The organism is Promicromonospora sp. NPDC050880, assembly GCF_044456525.1.
Taxonomy (GTDB): Bacteria; Actinomycetota; Actinomycetes; order Actinomycetales; family Cellulomonadaceae; genus Promicromonospora.
In genome coordinates, this window is sequence record NZ_JBITFV010000020.1 from 17,999 (window position 1) to 33,706 (window position 15,708).

The following is a 15,708-nucleotide window of genomic DNA, read 5'->3' on the forward strand; positions in this document are numbered from 1 at the left end:
GGCCGGCCGCTCATCGGCTCTCCACGAGCTCGGTCAGGGCCCGGACCAGGGTGCGGCGCAGCAGCGCGGGCTTGAACGCGTTGTGCTCGCGCGGCCGGGCGCCGTCCGCGGCACGCCGGACGGCTGCCTCGAACGTGGCGGACGTCGCGGGCCGGCCGGCCAGGGCGTGCTCCACCGCCGGCAGCCGCCACGGCCGGGTGCCCACGCCGCCGGCCGCGATCCGGGCCTGGACGATGGTGCTGCCGCGCAGCTGGAGCGCGACGGCGGCGGAGGTGAGCGCGAACTCGTAGGACTGCCGGTCACGGACCTTCACGTACAGGGAGCGCGCGGCCCAGGGGGAGCGGGGCACCGTGATTCCGGTGACGAGCTCGTTCGGCCGCAGCACGTTCTCGACGTCGGGCGTGCTGCCGGGCAGGGCGTAGAAGGCGTCCAGCGGCACGCTGCGGGTGCCGCGCGGGGAGGCGAGGTGCACCGTCGTGCCCAGCGCCACCAGCGGCACGGCGAGGTCGCTGGGGTGGGTGGCGATGCAGGCGTCGCTGGTGCCCAGGACGGCGTGGCCGCGGTTGATGCCCTCCAGCGCCGAGCAGCCGGAGCCCGGTTCGCGCTTGTTGCACGGGGTGGACACGTCCCGGAAGTACCCGCAGCGGGTGCGCTGCAGCAGGTTGCCGCCGATGGTGGCCATGTTGCGCAGCTGACCCGACGCGCTGAGCTCCAGCGCCTGGGCGATGACCGGGTAGTGCTCACGGACCACGGGGTGGGCGGCGACGTCGCTCATCCGCTCCAGCGCGCCGACGTGCAGGCCCTTGCCGTTCAGCGTGATGCCGTCCAGCGGGAGCTGGTTGATGTCCACCACGTGCTCGGGCGTCATCACCTCGAGCTTCATCAGGTCCACCAGCGTGGTGCCACCGGCCAGGAACGCGGTGTCCGGCCCGGCGTCGCGCAGGGCCTGGCGCACCGAGCGCGGCTGGGCGTAGGTGTAGGGCCGCATCAGCGCATCACCTGCTGCGCGTCCCGGATCGCGTCGACGATGCGCGGGTAGGCCGAGCACCGGCAGATGTTGCCCGACATGCGCTCCCGGATCTCCTCGTCCGAGTCGGCGCCGCCCTCGTCCTCGACCAGGGCGACCGCCGACATGATCTGGCCCGGGGTGCAGAAGCCGCACTGCAGGCCGTCGTGCTCGACGAAGGCCTCCTGCATCGGGTGCAGACGGTCGCCGTCGGCCAGGCCCTCGATGGTGGTCACCTCGTGCCCGGTGACCGTGGCGGCCAGGGTGAGGCAGGACAGCACGCGCCGCCCGTCCACGTGCACGGTGCAGGCACCGCACTGGCCCCGGTCGCAGCCCTTCTTGGTGCCCTTGAGGTCCAGCCGCTCCCGCAGCGTGTCCAGCAGGGTGGCCCGCGGGTCCACCCGCACCGTGACGGGGCTGCCGTTGACGGCGGCGCGCACGGTCACCTGGTGGACGCCGTCCGCGGTGGTCACCGAGGCGGCTTCGGCCACCTCCGCCTGGCCGGTCAGCAGCGGCGTCACGGCGGCGGCCACGAGGCCGCCGCCCAGGAAGCTTCTCCGGGACACGCCTGAACGGCCGTGTCCCGCATCGTTGTCTGATGTCATCGTGTCTCTCCTGAGGGGCGGCGAGGCAGGGTGGTGGCGCAGCGCCCCCACCGTCCGGGTGGGCTGTCCGGCTCGGGCGCTGCACCCAGACTGGGCGGCGGGACCGGAGACATCCAGGACCTGCCGATCCCAGGCTGCGACCGCGTCAGCGGCTCTCCTCGCGGTCGACCTGCGCGGCGTAGGCGGACAGGTCGTCGGCCATGCGCTGCATGACACCCGGCAGGATGAACGGCATCAGCCAGCCGACGCCCGGCCGGGCGCGCCAGCTGCCGCGCCAGCTGATGGTCGTGCCGCCGTCGGCGTTCGGCTCGAGCTGGATCTCGGCGCGGTAGTCCCTCAGCGCAGGATTGACGACGTCCTCGTACGTCATCCTCCGGTTCTCCACCAGCTCGACGAGCCGTTCGGCCGCGACGGTGCGCCCCGTGCGGAAGGCGCGCACCGCCCCGACGCCGTCCCGGCCCTCCGGGTCGAGCCCGCTGGACCGGGTCTCCACGAGCTCGTCCAGCCCCGATGACCACCGGGGCCAGGAGCGGCCGTCGATCAGCAGGCGCCACACGGTCCCGGGTGCGGCGGAGGTGGTGGTCCCGACGTGATAGCTGGGCATGACAGATGCCTTTCGGTCGTCCGGCGACGGGCAGGCGACGCGCACGTCGTCGCCCTGCCGCGATCCTTGTCGGACGCCGGAGGCCCATCCAGGGCCTGGCGATCACAGGCTGACGAGGCCGGACCTAGTCCTCCCGCAGCAGCTTGTCGAGGGTGATGGGGAGGTCGCGCACCCGTCTGCCGGTGGCGTTGAAGACGGCGTTGCCGACCGCGGCGGCCGATGCGACGGTCCCGATCTCGCCGAGCCCCTTGACGCCGAGCTCGCTGAGCACGGGGTCGGGCCGGTCCAGCCAGTGCACGTCGATGTCGGGGATGTCGGCGTTGACGGGGACCATGTAGTCGGCGAGGTTGCCGGCGGCCAGCCGGCCGGTGGCCGGCTCGACCGGGTCGTGCTCCAGCAGGGCGTGCCCGATGCCCATGATGACGCCACCGACGAGCTGGCTCCGGGCGGCCTTCGCGTTCACGACGCGGCCGGCGTCGACCACGGTGGTGAACCGGCTGACACGCGGTTCGCCGGTGAAGCGGTGGACCCGCACCTCGCAGAAGTGCGCACCGAAGCTGTGGACCGCGTACCGGGTGGCCTCGTCGCCCGGCTGCTGGGTCCCCTCGCCCCCGGCCGCCGGGACACCGGCGGCGGTGAGCAGCTGGCCGAAGGTCATCGCCCGGTCCGCCGAGCGCAGGCGACCGTGCTCGTAGGTCAGCGCGGCGGGGTCGGCACCGTGCCACGGCGAGCCCGGGCTGGTCACGGCGATCCGCTTCAGCTCGTCGACGGCGGCCCGGGCGGCGGCCTGGACCGCCGGAGCGGTGCTCGCGGTGGCTCCGGACCCCACCGACGAACCGCCCTGCGGCAGCGTCGAGTCCCCGTACTCCAGCTCGATCCGGCGCATCGGGATCCCCAGGGCGTGGGCGCCGACGGTCGAGACCATGGTGGCCGCGCCGGTGCCCGGGTCGACCGTCGCCGTGGACACCACGGCGGTGTTGTCGGCCCGCAGGCGGACCCGGACGGTGGCCGGCTGCCGGTCCGTCGGGTAGACGGCCGACGCCATCCCCATGCCGACCAGCCAGTCCCCGTCGACGCGGGAGCGGGGCGTGGCGGACCGCGCCGACCAGCCGAAGCGGCGGGCGCCCACGCGGTAGCACTCGTCGAGGTGCTTGCTCGTCCAGGGGCGGTCGGTGCCGGGCACGACGGTGGTGTAGTTGCGCAGCCGCAGCTCGACCGGGTCGACGCCGGTGGCCACGGCGAGCTCGTCCATCGCGGTCTCCAGCGCGAACGACCCCGGGGCCTCGTCGGGTGCCCGCATCGCCCAGGTCGGCGACATGTCGAGGGTCACCTGCCGGTCCTCGACATGCAGGTTCGGTGTCCGGTAGGCGAGCGCCGTGGAGGACTCCGCCGCGGTCATCTGCCATCCGCCGACGGCGGGCATCTCGGCGTCGGTCACGTGGCTGACCGCGGTCAGCACACCGTCCCGCCGGGCGCCCAGCCTGACCGTCTGGTTGATCCGGCCCCGCCGGCCGATGACCTGGAAGACCTGCTCCCGGGTCAGGACGAGCCGGACAGGGCGGTCCAGCACCTCGGCCGCGGACGCGGCGAGGGAGGTGTCGTACCAGGACAGGACCCTGCTGCCGAAACCGCCTCCCACGTACCTGCTCATGACCCGCACGCGGTCGGTCGCGATGCCGAGCCGGGCGGCGATCAGCATGACGGCGAAGAGGGGCACCTGCGTGCCGCTGTGCACGGTGAGGATGCCGTCCTGCCACCGGGCGAGGGTGGTGTGGGGTTCCATCGCGACGTGGTGCTGCGAGTCCTGGTGGAAGTCCGCCTGCACGACGACGTCGCTCGCGGCCAGTGCCGCATCGATCGAGGCGACGCCGTCGGCGAGGGTCGTGGACCGGGCCGGGCGCCTGCCGGCCGGCGCGTCGGGCAGCGTGCCGGGCTCGTCGTCGAGCGAGGTGCGGGGCGGCTCGGCGTCGTAGGTCGTGGTGACCATCGCCGCGGCGTCGCGGGCCTGCTCGAAGCTCTCGGCGACGACCATGGCGATGATCTGCCCGTGGAACCGTACGTCCACGTCCTGGAGGGGCGCGTAGCTCTCGCCCAGACCGGGCAGCACGTACTGCCGCAGAGGATGGAACGGGCTGTACACGTCCAGGACACCCGGGGCGGCCAGCGCGGCGGCGGTGTCCATGGCGCGGATGCGGCCGCGCCCGACGGTGCTGGTGATCAGGTAGGCGTGCGCGAGATCGGGGGCCGGGTGGTCACCGGAGTACTCGGCGGCACCGGTGACCTTGCGCCTGCCGTCGATGCGGTCGATCTCGCGTCCCACTGGTGTGAAGGCCATCGTGGCTCCTTGGTCGGTCGCTGGTCACGTGCTCGGGTCCAGGCTGACCACGCCTGCGGACGGCAACCAGGGGGTCGGCGATCCCAGGCTGGGGTGCCAGGCCCGGGTCCCGGGCTCCGGTCCAGGTCGCCGCTACGGGGGTATCGACGATCCGTGGTAAAGCCCTGTGCGCGACTGCTAGAAACGAGAGATGACAGTCGATCGGGCCGGGCTGGCCGACTTCCTGCGCCGTCGGCGGGAGTCGCTCCAGCCGGAGGACGTCGGCCTGCCCCGGGGGCGGCGGCGACGGGCCGCAGGGCTCCGCCGGGAGGAGGTCGCCCTCCTGTGCCACATGTCGACCGACTACTACATGCAGCTCGAACGGGAGCGTGGGCCCCGTCCGTCCGAGCAGATGCTGGCGTCGATCGCGCAAGGGCTCCACCTCTCCCTCGACGAGCGTGACCACCTGTTCCGCCTGGCGGGGCACAACCCACCGCCGCGCGGCCCGGCCGGCGAGCACATCAGTCCCGGCCTGCTGCGCGTCTTCGACCGCTTGACCGACACGTTCGCGGAGATCGTCACGGAGCTGGGCGAGACGCTCCGGCAGACGCCGCTGGGCGTGGCCCTCACCGGTGACCTGACCGCCCACAGCGGCCCGGCCCGGAGCCTCGGCTACCGCTGGTTCACCGACCCCGCCGCACGACGGCTCTACGCCCCCGAGGAGCACTCCCTCCTCAGCCGCATGATCGCCGCCGACCTGCGCCGGCTCGCGACGCTCCGTGGCCCCGGATCCCGGGCCGCGCAGCTCGCCGGCCGGCTCCTGGAGCGGAGCGAGGAGTTCCGCGCGGTGTGGGACGACCAGGAGATCGGCGTCCACGCCCACGACGTCAAGCACCTCGTGCATCCCGAGGTCGGCGCCCTGGAGCTGCACTGCCAGTCCCTGGTCGACCCCGATCAGGCTCACTACCTGTTCGTCTACACCGCCGTGCCGGGCAGCGAGAGCTACCGGAAGCTGCAGCGGCTGTCCGTCGCCGCGCGGGCGCGCTTCGCCGACGCGGTCGAATGAGCCGTGGGACGGCCGGGGACCGGGAGGTCCTGGCAGACCGCTGGCGCACGATGCCTCGCGCGTCGACGGGATCAAGGCGGAGCCCGCTGACCCCAGGGCCTGGTGCTTACAACGTCGGAATGGCACTGCGTGCCAGCACACACCTGTGTTCCCGCTGCTCAGCGCGGTTCTGGGCCATCTTCCGGGTGATCCTGGCGAGATCCGTTTACAACGTCGGAATCGATCGCTAACCTGGGCTGGCGAGCCGCCGTGCAGGCGTGCTCGTCCGCCGTTCAAGGAGGAACAGCGATGCCACGTCGTGCACCGGCCCTGTCGTCGACCGCGACCCGGACGCCACCAGCGGGCGGTTCGTCGCCGACGTCCCGCACCACCGGGCGAACCGACGTGCTGGGGCTCCCGCGGCGGACCCGACCCCGGGGCGGACCTCGCCCCTGACCCAACCACCGTGACACCGGTGCCCGCCCGGGTGCCGGCCGTGCGCGAGCTCGGCCTGGGCCGTCCCTCGCGTCGTCGATAACGTTTTCCAAACGAGAGGCAGGTCAATGACGATTGAATCTCAGGCAAGACCCCCTCGTCGCGTCCGGCGGGGCCGACAGGCGCTCGCGGCGGCCGCCGCGAGCGCCGTGGTGGCGGGCGGCCTGCTCGTCGCGCCGTCCGCTGCCGCGCAAGCGGTGAGCTCCGACCCCTGGGTGGGTGAGGTGCCGAACAACCCGATCTCGGACGTCTACCGCTTCACGGTGCCCCGCGCGGCCGTGACCGAGGCGACCGGGATCGCCGACGGTCCCGTCGCCGTGCAGGGGAACTTCGGCCCCGGCAAGGCGTGGACCGACCTCAACATGGGGGCCAGCGGGGCGAACCTGACCGCGACCCTCGGCCCCCTCGAACCCGGCCTCTACTACTACCAGTACGCCGCGCGCCCCGCCGCGGACCAGGACGCGGTCGCGTTCCGTAACCCGGGCGCGCCGCAGGAGGTGACGTCGAAGCCCACCTACAGCACCCTGTTCGTCCCCGGACCGGGCGCGGAGTGGCTCGACGACGTGGCCGACGGCGGCCGGCTCACGACCCTCGAGTACGGCAAGGGACCGAAGCGCGACAAGGAAGCGCTCGTCTGGACGCCGTCCGGCTACGACGCGGACCGCGCCGAGCAGTACCCGGTGCTGTACCTGCTGCAGGGCGAGGGGCAGAGCTACCGCGAGTGGGTGGAGCTGGGCCGGCTCGGCCAGATCATGGACAACCTCACGCTCGACGGCGACGCCGAGCCGATGGTCGTCGTCATGGGTGACGCGAGCGTGCCGGGCCCGGCCGGTGTGACGAAGGAGCTGCTGCCCGCCGTCGAGCGTGCGTTCAACGTCTCCGACAAGGGCTCCGGCCGCGCGATCGCCGGCATCGGCCGTGGTGCGGAGCTGGCCGTGGACGCCGTGGTCGCCAAGCCGCGCGAGTTCGCCGGCGTCGGCTCGTTCTCGGGCGGTTACGACAAGCCGATCTCCCGGGGCAAGGCCAAGCAGATCAACGACGCGACGGACATCGTCCGGCTGTACGCGGGCAACGTGACCGACGCCGCGTACGACGACACGGTCGCGCTGGCCGAACGGCTGACGACGGCGGGCGTCGAGTTCCAGTCCGACGGGTCGGACCCGGAGACGGGCGGCACGTGGGACACGTGGCAGAAGAACCTGCACGACTTCGCGGGGCGCGTCTTCCAGGACGTCGACGACGAGGGCCCGAGCGAGGGGCACCTGCCGTTCGTCGAGCACCGGCTCCCGCCGGCGGGGACGACCCCGACGCCGTGGATCGACGAGAACGGCGTGGTCACCTTCGAGCTCGGCCCCGAGTACGCCGACGCGAACAACGTGACCGTCTGGGGCAACTTCGGCCCGGCCGGAAGCTGGCCGCGCACCCACATGGTCAAGCAGGCCGACGGGTCGTGGCGGCTCTCGCTGGCCGTCGAGGGCGGGTCGTACTACTACAAGTTCGTGGTCGACGGCGTCGACCGCAAGGACGCGAACAACCCCACGACGGTGTTCTCGGAGCCGACGTGGAGCACCTTCACCGTCGAGGGCGACACGCTCCGCGGCCAGTACACGGCCCAGGTGCCCGCCGACGCGCGCGGCGAGGTCAGCGTCATGAGCTACCAGAGCACCGCGGGCGGCGGCACACAGCGCTCGGCGTACGTGTGGACGCCCCCGGACTACGACCCGGACCGTGCCGAGGAGTACCCGGTCTTCTACCTGCAGCACGGTGGCGGGCAGACGTGGACCGACTGGGTCGAGGTGGGGTATGTCCAGCGCATCCTCGACAACCACTACCTGCGCGGCAACATCGTGCCGATGGTGGTGGTCATGGCCAACGGCAACGGCGTGGACTTCCCCACGGAGATCACGACGCGGATCGTGCCGGCCGCCGAGGAGCAGTTCAACATCAGCTCCGAGAGCGACCAGCGCGCGCTGGCGGGCCTGTCCATGGGGTCGGGCCACACGCTCAGCACGCTCTGGGCGCACCCGGGCGAGTTCGGCTACATCGGCGCCATGTCGGCGTTCGGTGCACCGCCGGCCAACGCCGACGTCGAGGCCATCAACGAGGGCACGAAGCTGCTGCGCGTCTACTCCGGTGACGTGCAGGACTTCACCTACGGTGCGACGTTGCAGCTCATCGCGGCCATGGAGAGCCGTGGGGTGAACCACGAGTTCGCGCCCATCGTCCCCGGGCCGCACAGCTGGGACGTCTGGCAGAAGTCGCTCATCGACTTCCTGCCCCGGCTGTTCACCGAGGGTTCCGGCGCCTGACGGCGCACGGCACCGCAGGCGGTGCGGTCGACGGGTTCCTCCCGTCGGCCGCACCGCCGTTCCGGTTGAGGAGGGTCCTCCTCCGGGCCGACGCCGCGGCGGCCGGTCCTGAGGTTCAGGCCGGCGTCTTGCGCAGCAGGACGTGCGCCTGCGGGAAGCCGCGTGCCGGGTCCTCGCTCGCGGCGATCGTGAGCCGGGCGACCTCGTGGACCCCGGCCCGCCCGAGCAGGCCGGTGACGTGGCCCGGTGCGTACCGCCAGGCGGGGGAGACCTTGTGGTCGAAGGCCTCGGCCGTCCCCTCGGCGTCCGGCAGGGCCTGGAAGGCGACCAGCAGGTGGCCGCCGGGCGCGAGCACGCGGCCGAGCTCGCCGAGCACCGTGGGCAGCCGGTCCGGGGGCGTGTGGATGATCGAGTAGTTCGCCAGCACGCCGGCGAGGCTGCCGGTGGCGACGTCGAGCGCCCCCATGTCGCCGACGTCGAACCGGACACCCGGGTTGGTCTCGCGGGCCGTCGCGACGAGCCGGGGCGAGAGGTCGATGCCGAAGGCGTCCACGCCCCGGTCGCGCAGGTACGCGGTCACGTGCCCGGGCCCGCAGCCGACGTCGGCCACGGCGCCGCCGCCTGCCTGCCGGACCAGGTCCGCGAAGGTCTGGACGAGCGCGTGGTTCAGCGGGCTGCCGGTGAACGCGTCACCGATGAACGCGGTGTAGGCCTCCGCCATGGCGTCGTAGTCGGTACGGGCGGTCGCGAGGTGCTCGGAGGACGTCACGCCGGGCAGCGTAGGGCAGGGCCGGCCGGGGGGCGCCGCGACACGGAGGAGCGGCCCGCCGTCGGCCTCACATCCACGGGTCGTTGACCAGCACCCGGACGTCCTCCGGGAACGAGACGTGCTCCCGCCGGGACAGACGCCGGCCCCACGCCAGCACCTGGTCGAGCTCCGGCAGGCCCGGATCGCCACCCACACCTCCGCCGTCAGGCGTCCACACACCTCGCCACGTGCCAGCAAGCATGAGGACGATGCCGCTCATCGCCTCGACGACGGCCTCGTCGAGGCCCCGGACCAGGTCGTCCGAGCCGTGGTCGCACGCATCGCAGCCGCAGTCGGGGACGAGCTCGAGCTCCGTGTCCGGATCGGCCATGCCGATGCGGACCAGCGGGACGTCGCTGTCCGGTGTCGGACCGCGCTCCAGGAAGAAGAGGGGGAGGGTGCCGGGGCGGCGGGACGTCAGGCGTACCCCGCCGTCGAGGTCGGGTCCGAGCGCCTCGGGGGCCACGGGCTCGACGTCGATGTCCGGCACCGTGCCGAGCACCCGGGACCATGCCCGTGCACGGAGCGCGACGACCCGGTACCTGCCCGGGTCGGTCACCCGCGAGTACTCCTCCTCGGTCGCCTCGCGGTCCTCGTGAGGATTCGGCCACCACGGCGGATCGAGGCGCGCGAACTCGGCATCCACGCGTGCGATCAGCCGGGTTGTCTCCACCCGGCGATCCTACTGAGGCCCCGGCCCACCTCATCAAGGGGGTGTGGGGCACCAGCAGGCGGCGCAAGGGCGGTCTGTGGTGAGTTCCTGAACCGGCCGGACGGTGCGCCGCGAGACCAGGCACCATGAGACGGTTCACCGTCCGTCCGGCCACACCACGCGGGAGCGAACCACATGCCAGACCGCACCATCCAGTTCTTCCTGGACCTCGAGTCCCAGGTCTGGGACGCCCTCGCCCGCGGCGACGGCGACGCCGACCGCGAGCTGCTCGCCGAGGACTTCGTCGGGGTCTACCCCTCGGGGTTCGCCACGCGGGCGGAGCACGTGGGCGAGCTCGCGGACGGCCCGACCGTCACGTCGTACGCCCTCAGCGAGGCCCGGCTGATCGACGTCGCCCCGGACTCGGTGCTGCTCTGCTACCGCGCCGACTACCAGCCCTCGACCGGGCCGGAGAAGGAGGCGATGTACATCAGCTCGCTGTGGGTCGAGCGCGACGGGCGCTGGTGGAACACCTTCAGCCAGGACTCGATGGCGAGCGCCTGAGACCGGAGCGCGGTCGGCGCTGACCTGCTCGTGCGGATCCCCGGGTTTGCTGGTCAGGGGCGCCCGCGATCCACGACCATGGCACCCATGACCGACGAGACCACGGGCACGGGCTCCCGGCTGACCCGTGCCCACAACTCCGCCGCCCCGATCACCGCGGGCCTGGCCGGGCTGATCCTGGGGGCCGCGCTCTTCGTGATCGGTACCACCAGTTTCATGACGATCGCCACCCTCGTCGGGATCGCGGCCTTCCTCGCCGGGCTCGTCGTGCTCCTGAGCGGTGTGTACAAGCTGCTCCAGAACCTCGACGGCGCCACCCAGGCGCTCCTCGACGGCGCCGAGCAGCCCGGCCGCGCCGTACCCTGACGGCCGGCCGGGCCCTCGCCACGTGCCTCACGCCACCCGGCGGGTGAGCAGCGGGTCGTGCACCCGCGACTTCCGTTCCGGGGCGACGTCAGCCAGGATCCGGCGGACGTGCTTCGCCGCGGGTGCGCCGAGGCCGGTGCCGGACAGGCCGGCGAGCAGGTGTGCCGCCGTCGTGCGCAGGTCGGTCCCGGCGGCGCTCGCCCGCTCCGTGAGCATGGTCAGCGCCTCCTCCTCGGCCACGCCGTGCACGGCCATCAGGATGCCGCGTGCCTGCTCGATCGTGGCCGCCGAGGCCATCGCGCTGTCCACGGAGCGCCGGGCCTCCCGTGACACCGCCTCCCGCTGCAGGGGCGTCACGTCGGCCACCTGGCCCACCAGGTCCGGCCCTCGCTCGGACCGCACGGCCTGACCGGTCACCAGCAGGGTCCGGATCCGGCCGTGCGCGTCGACGATGCGGTGGGCGCAGGTGAAGGGACGGCCGGCACGGAGCGAGCGGACCGCCTCGTGGACCACCCGGTCCGGGTCGTCCGGGTGCCGGTGGCTGCGCAGCGCCGCCAGACCCGGCTGGACGTCGTCGGGCTGGTACCCGTACATCCGGTAGACCTCGTCGGACCACCACCAGGTTCCGGTCGTCAGGTCGACCCGGTACTGCCCGGCCAGCACGGGCGTGCCGACTGCCAGGTGCTTGACCAGGTCACCGATCTGGTCGGGAGGTGTGGTGAAGGTCGTCTGTGCCATCGGGGGCCTCCGTCTGTGCGGTGCGGCGCCGTGGCTTGACTCCACCCCACACCGTAGCCCCGTCCCGCCCGGCCGGCCAGTGCGGCCCTCCCCGGGCGACCTGCGAGTGCCCGGCCCGCGTGCCAGCCTGAGACGGTCGACAGGCCGCACACCTGGCACGAGGAGGCACCGTGAGCGACAGCACCCGCGAGACCACCGGCGCACCGGCGGACACCACGGCCCCCGCCGAACCTCCGCGCGGACCGCTGCACGCCGACGTGGTCGTGGTCGGCGCCGGGCTCACCGGCGTCGTCACCGCGCACCTGCTGGCCGACGGCGGCGCCGACGTCGTCGTCCTCGACGCCGGCACCGCGCCCACGACGACCACGACGGCCCGGTCCACCGGCAAGCTCTCGGTGCTCCAGGGGACCCGGCTCACGGAGGTCGCCCGCCACGGTGACGACACGCTGCACCACTACCTGGCGGCCGGCAAGGCCGGCCTCGCGTGGCTGCGCCGCACCCTCGGCGACCTCGGCGTCCCCGTGGAGGACCGCGACGACCTGACCGTCGCCACCACGCCCGAACAGGCGGCCGTGCTCGACGACGTGCTCGCGGCCGGTCTGCGCGGCGGGCTGCCCGTGCACTGGGAGGACCGGCCGCCCTACCCCGGACCGGCCCACGGCGCCGTGCGCCTGCCCGACCAGGGGCAGGTGGACCCCCTGCGGGCGCTCGCGGCACTGCGCGCCCGCCTGCGCTCCCGCGGGGTGCGGCTGCACGACGGCGTCCGGGTACGGCAGGTGCGCAGGACGACGTCCGGCGTGGCGCTGCGCACCACCCGTGGCACGGTCGTCGCGGACCGGGTGGTGCTGGCCACGGGGACGCCGCCCGGCCGGCTGGGCGGCCTGTTCCTGCGGCTGCACGCGGGCCGGAGCCTGCTCACGACGTGGGACGTGGCGCGGCCCGAGGACCTGCCGCCGGGGTTCGGGGCCACCATGTCCATCACGGCCGGCTCCCCGGTCCGCTCGCTGCGCACCGCCGGCGGGCTGCTCATGGTGGGCGGGGAGGGCTACACGGTCGGCCGGGAGCCGGACCCCGCCGCCCGGCTGGCAGCCCTGGACGCGTGGACGCGGGAGCATCTGCCGGTGGGCGGCGCGCGGCACGCGTGGGCCGCCCAGGACTACGGCACCGACACCGGTGTCCCGTTCGTCGGACCGGTCACGCCCGGCGACGACCGCGTGCTCGTGGCCACCGGCTACGCCAAGTGGGGCCTGACGACGGCGGCGGCGGCCGGGCTCGCGCTCGCCGGCCGCCTGCTCGGCGAGCCGGAGGACTGGGGACCGGCCCTCGAACCGTGGGCCCGGCCGGCGCGGCCCACCACCGCGGCGGCGGCCACGTTCGCCGAGCAGAGCAAGGGCTGGGCGTGCGCCGTGACCCGGCCCGCGGGCGAGCACGCCGGGGCTCGGCGCGTGTCCCGCGTGTGCCCGCACCTGGGCGGGGTGGTGCGGTGGAACGACCAGGAGCAGTCGTGGGACTGCCCCGTGCACGGCTCCCGGTTCGCCGCCGACGGCACCCTGCTCGAAGGGCCCGCGACCGAGGCGCTCGCACCCCGGTGACCCGGGTCCCCGGTGCGCAGGGTCGCTGCGCCGGCGTGCGAGCGACCGCGCTCCGGAGCACCATCGAGGTCATGACGGTGACGGGGTGGCGGATGGTGGCGCGGGTCGTCGTCGTCGTGGCCGTGCTCGCCGGGACCACCGCATGCACCGTCGCCAGTCATCAGCAGCCCGGGCAGGCGAGCGCCGCCGTCGCCGACGCCCTGTCCGAGGCGAGCTCGGCGGCCGAGACCACGCGGATCACCGTCGAGCTCCTGTCCGAGGGGCGCCTGACCGGGCCCGTGGCCGACACCGCCCTGCTCGACCAGCTCCGGGCGCTGGACGACGCGGAGATGGCACTGACCACGCTGGTCCCGCCCGACGCGGCCTCGAGCGACCAGCGGGCCACGGGCCTGACCGCGGTGGGTGACGTGACGGACGTCGTCGTGCACGCGCGCGAGTGGGGTGCGGCCCGGTCCGGGGGCGGCCTCGACGGGGCGTCGGCCGTGCCGGCCACCGCCGAGGAGCTGCTCGCGGACCTGGCGACCGCGATCGAGGGCGTCGACGAGGCCCTGGCCGAGGCGGGTGGGCCGTGAAGAAGGTGCTCGGCGCCGCGCTCGGCGTCCTCACGGCCATCGGTGGCTTCGTCGACATCGGTGACCTGGTGACCAACGCCGTCGTCGGGTCCCGGTTCGGGCTCTCGCTCGTCTGGGTCGTGGCGCTCGGCGTGGTCGGCATCTGCCTGTTCGCCAGCATGGCCGGCCGGGTGGCCGCCGTGAGCGGCCGCGCGACGTTCGAGATCATCCGGGAGCGGCTCGGGCCGAGGGCGGCCGGCGCCAACCTCCTCGCGTCCTTCGCCATCAACCTCCTCACGCTGACGGCCGAGATCGGCGGCATCGCGCTCGCGCTCCACCTCGCCAGCAGCGTCGAGCCGCGGCTGTGGATCCCCGTGGCGGGCCTCGCGGTCTGGCTCGTGCTGTGGCGCGTGAAGTTCCAGGTGATGGAGAACGTGGCCGGGCTGATGGGGCTCCTGCTGGTGGGGTTCGCCGTCGCGCTGTTCCTGCTCGGCCCGGACTGGGGTGAGCTGATGCGGCAGGCGGTGCCGCCGTCGCCACCGTCCACGGAGCCCGCGCCGGCCTACTGGTACTACGCCGTCGCGCTGTTCGGCGCCGCGATGACGCCCTACGAGGTGTTCTTCTTCTCCTCGGGTGCCGTCGAGGAGCGCTGGACGGCCAAGGACCTGGCGACCAACCGGGCCAACGTGCTGATCGGCTTCCCGCTCGGCGGGCTCCTGTCGGTGACGATCGCCGCGTGCGCGGCCGTCGTGCTGCTCCCGGCGGGGATCGAGGTGTCGTCGCTGTCCCAGATCGTGCTCCCGGTGGCCCAGGCCGGCGGGGTGATGCTCCTGGCCGTGGTCATCGTCGGCATCGTCGCCGCCTCGTTCGGGGCCGCGCTGGAGACCGCGCTGTCCAGCGGGTACTCCCTGGCCCAGTACCTGGGCTGGTCGTGGGGCAAGTTCCGCAGGCCGGCCCGCGCGGCCCGGTTCCACGTGACGATGATCGTGGCGATCCTGCTGGGCGTGGGCATCCTGATGACCAGCGTGGACCCCGTCGCGGTGACCGAGATGTCGGTCGTGTTCTCCGCCGTCGCGCTGCCGCTCACGTACGTGCCCATCCTGGTGGTGGCCAACGACCCGCAGTACATGGGCCGGCACGTCAACGGGCGCGTGGTCAACGCGCTGGGCACGGTGTACCTGGTGATCGTGGTCGTGGCGGCCGTGGCCGCCATCCCCCTGATGATCGCGACGGGAGCGGGCTCATGACGCGCGAACGGATCGTCGACGCCCGGCTGCACCTGCTCAGCCGGCAGGTGCTGGACGCCGACGGCGAGCCGGTGCGCGCCGTCGACGACCTGGAGCTGACGGGGCCCGACGGGCAGGAGGCCCGGGCCGGTGCCGAGGCCTCCGTGGGCGCCATCCTCGTGGGTCCGGTGCTGCTCGTGCGGCTCTTCGGCGGCCGGGTCCCGGACTCGCGGCTGCCCCGCATCGACTGGTCGGACGTCGGGCACGTCGGCACGGCCATCGAGCTCACGGTGCCGTCCGACCGGCTCGACGCCGACTGGGTGGAACGCTGGCTCCGCGAGCACCTCGTGGGCCGGATCCCTGGCGGACGCCACGACCCGGAGGCGGACGGATGAACGTGGGCGACCTGCTCGACGCGCGGGTCCTGGACGCCGACGGCACGGCCCTCGGCGTCGTCGTGGACGCGCGGTTCGCGCTGGAGATCCTCGACGAGCACGACGACGAGGAGGAGCACGAGCAGGACCGGGAGGACCCGGAGCGCCCGCTGAGCGCGCACACCGCGAGCCGGGGCTCGGTCGGTGCCGCCCGCCTGCTCGGGCTGCTGGTGAGCCCGCGCGGCGGGGGGTCGTTCCTCGGGTACGAGCGCACGGAGGTGCGCTCGCCCTGGCCCGTCCCGCAGCTCGTCCGCCGTCGGATGCGCGGCACGTTCCTCGTGGACTGGGACGACGTGGCCGACGTGCGGACGGACGAGGAGCCCGTCACGGTGCGGCTCCGGGCGGGGTGGACCAAGGAGTCGCCCGACCTGTAGGCGTCGCGTGTGCCCGTGCCCGTGT

Annotated in this window: 16 protein-coding genes; 9 read left to right on the forward strand and 7 right to left on the reverse strand. The window is 73.7% G+C overall.

All coding sequences use genetic code 11. From position 1 onward, the window contains the following. Positions 1 to 10: 10 nt before the first annotated feature. From ACIBBF_RS22695 to ACIBBF_RS22710, 4 genes are all read right to left on the reverse strand, one after another. The gene (locus ACIBBF_RS22695) at positions 11 to 988 is read right to left on the reverse strand and encodes an FAD binding domain-containing protein (protein ID WP_397417899.1); all 978 of its coding nucleotides are present in this window, start codon (positions 986 to 988) and stop codon (positions 11 to 13) included. Next, entirely contained in the window at positions 988 to 1,611 is a 624-nt protein-coding gene (locus tag ACIBBF_RS22700; protein WP_397417901.1) for a (2Fe-2S)-binding protein, read from the reverse strand. Before ACIBBF_RS22700 ends, ACIBBF_RS22695 begins: the two co-directional genes overlap by 1 nt. A gap of 145 nt (positions 1,612 to 1,756) precedes the next feature. Further along, positions 1,757 to 2,215 carry an SRPBCC family protein gene (locus ACIBBF_RS22705; protein ID WP_397417903.1) on the reverse strand — a complete coding sequence of 153 codons (459 nt, stop codon included), beginning with the start codon at positions 2,213 to 2,215 and terminating at the stop codon, positions 1,757 to 1,759. 124 nt (positions 2,216 to 2,339) lie between these two features. Further along, positions 2,340 to 4,550: a xanthine dehydrogenase family protein molybdopterin-binding subunit gene (locus ACIBBF_RS22710; RefSeq protein ID WP_397417905.1), complete on the reverse strand. Its 2,211-nt coding sequence runs from the start codon at positions 4,548 to 4,550 to the stop codon at positions 2,340 to 2,342. 190 nt (positions 4,551 to 4,740) lie between these two features. On the opposite strand from ACIBBF_RS22710, the gene ACIBBF_RS22715 reads away from it, so the two are divergent. Further along, complete coding sequence (locus tag ACIBBF_RS22715; protein WP_397417908.1) at positions 4,741 to 5,595, forward strand: helix-turn-helix transcriptional regulator; 855 nt, start codon at positions 4,741 to 4,743, stop codon at positions 5,593 to 5,595. A gap of 542 nt (positions 5,596 to 6,137) precedes the next feature. Next, positions 6,138 to 8,378: an alpha/beta hydrolase-fold protein gene (locus ACIBBF_RS22720; protein ID WP_397417910.1), complete on the forward strand. Its 2,241-nt coding sequence runs from the start codon at positions 6,138 to 6,140 to the stop codon at positions 8,376 to 8,378. A 115-nt stretch (positions 8,379 to 8,493) separates the two neighbouring features. On the opposite strand, the gene ACIBBF_RS22725 is transcribed toward ACIBBF_RS22720, so the two are convergent. Both ACIBBF_RS22725 and ACIBBF_RS22730 read right to left on the reverse strand, forming a co-directional pair. Beyond that, positions 8,494 to 9,147 carry a class I SAM-dependent DNA methyltransferase gene (locus ACIBBF_RS22725; RefSeq protein ID WP_397417913.1) on the reverse strand — a complete coding sequence of 218 codons (654 nt, stop codon included), beginning with the start codon at positions 9,145 to 9,147 and terminating at the stop codon, positions 8,494 to 8,496. 67 nt (positions 9,148 to 9,214) lie between these two features. Then, complete coding sequence (locus ACIBBF_RS22730) at positions 9,215 to 9,859, reverse strand: DUF6226 family protein (RefSeq protein ID WP_397417915.1); 645 nt, start codon at positions 9,857 to 9,859, stop codon at positions 9,215 to 9,217. 174 nt (positions 9,860 to 10,033) lie between these two features. On the opposite strand from ACIBBF_RS22730, the gene ACIBBF_RS22735 reads away from it, so the two are divergent. Next, entirely contained in the window at positions 10,034 to 10,402 is a 369-nt protein-coding gene (locus tag ACIBBF_RS22735) for a DUF4440 domain-containing protein (RefSeq protein ID WP_397417917.1), read from the forward strand. A gap of 87 nt (positions 10,403 to 10,489) precedes the next feature. Then, positions 10,490 to 10,768 (forward strand): hypothetical protein, encoded by a 279-nt coding sequence (locus tag ACIBBF_RS22740; RefSeq protein WP_397417920.1) that lies wholly within the window; start codon positions 10,490 to 10,492, stop codon positions 10,766 to 10,768. 27 nt (positions 10,769 to 10,795) lie between these two features. Here ACIBBF_RS22740 and ACIBBF_RS22745 read toward each other — a convergent pair whose 3' ends face one another. Beyond that, positions 10,796 to 11,506, reverse strand: coding sequence for a PAS and ANTAR domain-containing protein (locus ACIBBF_RS22745; protein ID WP_397417922.1), 711 nt, complete (start codon positions 11,504 to 11,506; stop codon positions 10,796 to 10,798). A gap of 170 nt (positions 11,507 to 11,676) precedes the next feature. On the opposite strand from ACIBBF_RS22745, the gene ACIBBF_RS22750 reads away from it, so the two are divergent. The 5 genes from ACIBBF_RS22750 (at position 11,677) to ACIBBF_RS22770 (ending at position 15,683) form a co-directional block, all read left to right on the forward strand. Further along, positions 11,677 to 13,098: an FAD-dependent oxidoreductase gene (locus ACIBBF_RS22750; RefSeq protein ID WP_397417924.1), complete on the forward strand. Its 1,422-nt coding sequence runs from the start codon at positions 11,677 to 11,679 to the stop codon at positions 13,096 to 13,098. Positions 13,099 to 13,169: 71 nt separating this feature from the next. Next, positions 13,170 to 13,670 (forward strand): hypothetical protein, encoded by a 501-nt coding sequence (locus tag ACIBBF_RS22755; protein WP_397417926.1) that lies wholly within the window; start codon positions 13,170 to 13,172, stop codon positions 13,668 to 13,670. After that, positions 13,667 to 14,896, forward strand: a complete 1,230-nt coding sequence (locus tag ACIBBF_RS22760) for an NRAMP family divalent metal transporter (protein ID WP_397417928.1) — start codon at positions 13,667 to 13,669, stop codon at positions 14,894 to 14,896. Before ACIBBF_RS22755 ends, ACIBBF_RS22760 begins: the two co-directional genes overlap by 4 nt. Beyond that, on the forward strand, positions 14,893 to 15,270 hold the full coding sequence (locus ACIBBF_RS22765; RefSeq protein ID WP_397417930.1) for a hypothetical protein: 378 nt from the start codon (positions 14,893 to 14,895) through the stop codon (positions 15,268 to 15,270). Before ACIBBF_RS22760 ends, ACIBBF_RS22765 begins: the two co-directional genes overlap by 4 nt. Beyond that, positions 15,267 to 15,683 carry a PRC-barrel domain containing protein gene (locus ACIBBF_RS22770; RefSeq protein ID WP_397417932.1) on the forward strand — a complete coding sequence of 139 codons (417 nt, stop codon included), beginning with the start codon at positions 15,267 to 15,269 and terminating at the stop codon, positions 15,681 to 15,683. The genes ACIBBF_RS22765 and ACIBBF_RS22770 overlap by 4 nt, the downstream gene beginning before the upstream one ends. The last annotated feature ends 25 nt before the right edge of the window (positions 15,684 to 15,708 follow it).

What these genes read in the sequence shown, in the direction of transcription:
- ACIBBF_RS22695 (WP_397417899.1), bottom strand. Translation starts at nt 988, where the DNA reads ATGCGGCCCTACACCTACGCCCAGCCGCGCTCGGTGCGCCAGGCCCTG.
- ACIBBF_RS22700 (WP_397417901.1), bottom strand. Translation starts at nt 1,611, where the DNA reads ATGACATCAGACAACGATGCGGGACACGGCCGTTCAGGCGTGTCCCGG.
- ACIBBF_RS22705 (WP_397417903.1), bottom strand. Translation starts at nt 2,215, where the DNA reads ATGCCCAGCTATCACGTCGGGACCACCACCTCCGCCGCACCCGGGACC.
- ACIBBF_RS22710 (WP_397417905.1), bottom strand. Translation starts at nt 4,550, where the DNA reads ATGGCCTTCACACCAGTGGGACGCGAGATCGACCGCATCGACGGCAGG.
- ACIBBF_RS22715 (WP_397417908.1), top strand. Translation starts at nt 4,741, where the DNA reads ATGACAGTCGATCGGGCCGGGCTGGCCGACTTCCTGCGCCGTCGGCGG.
- ACIBBF_RS22720 (WP_397417910.1), top strand. Translation starts at nt 6,138, where the DNA reads ATGACGATTGAATCTCAGGCAAGACCCCCTCGTCGCGTCCGGCGGGGC.
- ACIBBF_RS22735 (WP_397417917.1), top strand. Translation starts at nt 10,034, where the DNA reads ATGCCAGACCGCACCATCCAGTTCTTCCTGGACCTCGAGTCCCAGGTC.
- ACIBBF_RS22740 (WP_397417920.1), top strand. Translation starts at nt 10,490, where the DNA reads ATGACCGACGAGACCACGGGCACGGGCTCCCGGCTGACCCGTGCCCAC.
- ACIBBF_RS22745 (WP_397417922.1), bottom strand. Translation starts at nt 11,506, where the DNA reads ATGGCACAGACGACCTTCACCACACCTCCCGACCAGATCGGTGACCTG.
- ACIBBF_RS22755 (WP_397417926.1), top strand. Translation starts at nt 13,170, where the DNA reads ATGACGGTGACGGGGTGGCGGATGGTGGCGCGGGTCGTCGTCGTCGTG.
- ACIBBF_RS22765 (WP_397417930.1), top strand. Translation starts at nt 14,893, where the DNA reads ATGACGCGCGAACGGATCGTCGACGCCCGGCTGCACCTGCTCAGCCGG.
- ACIBBF_RS22770 (WP_397417932.1), top strand. Translation starts at nt 15,267, where the DNA reads ATGAACGTGGGCGACCTGCTCGACGCGCGGGTCCTGGACGCCGACGGC.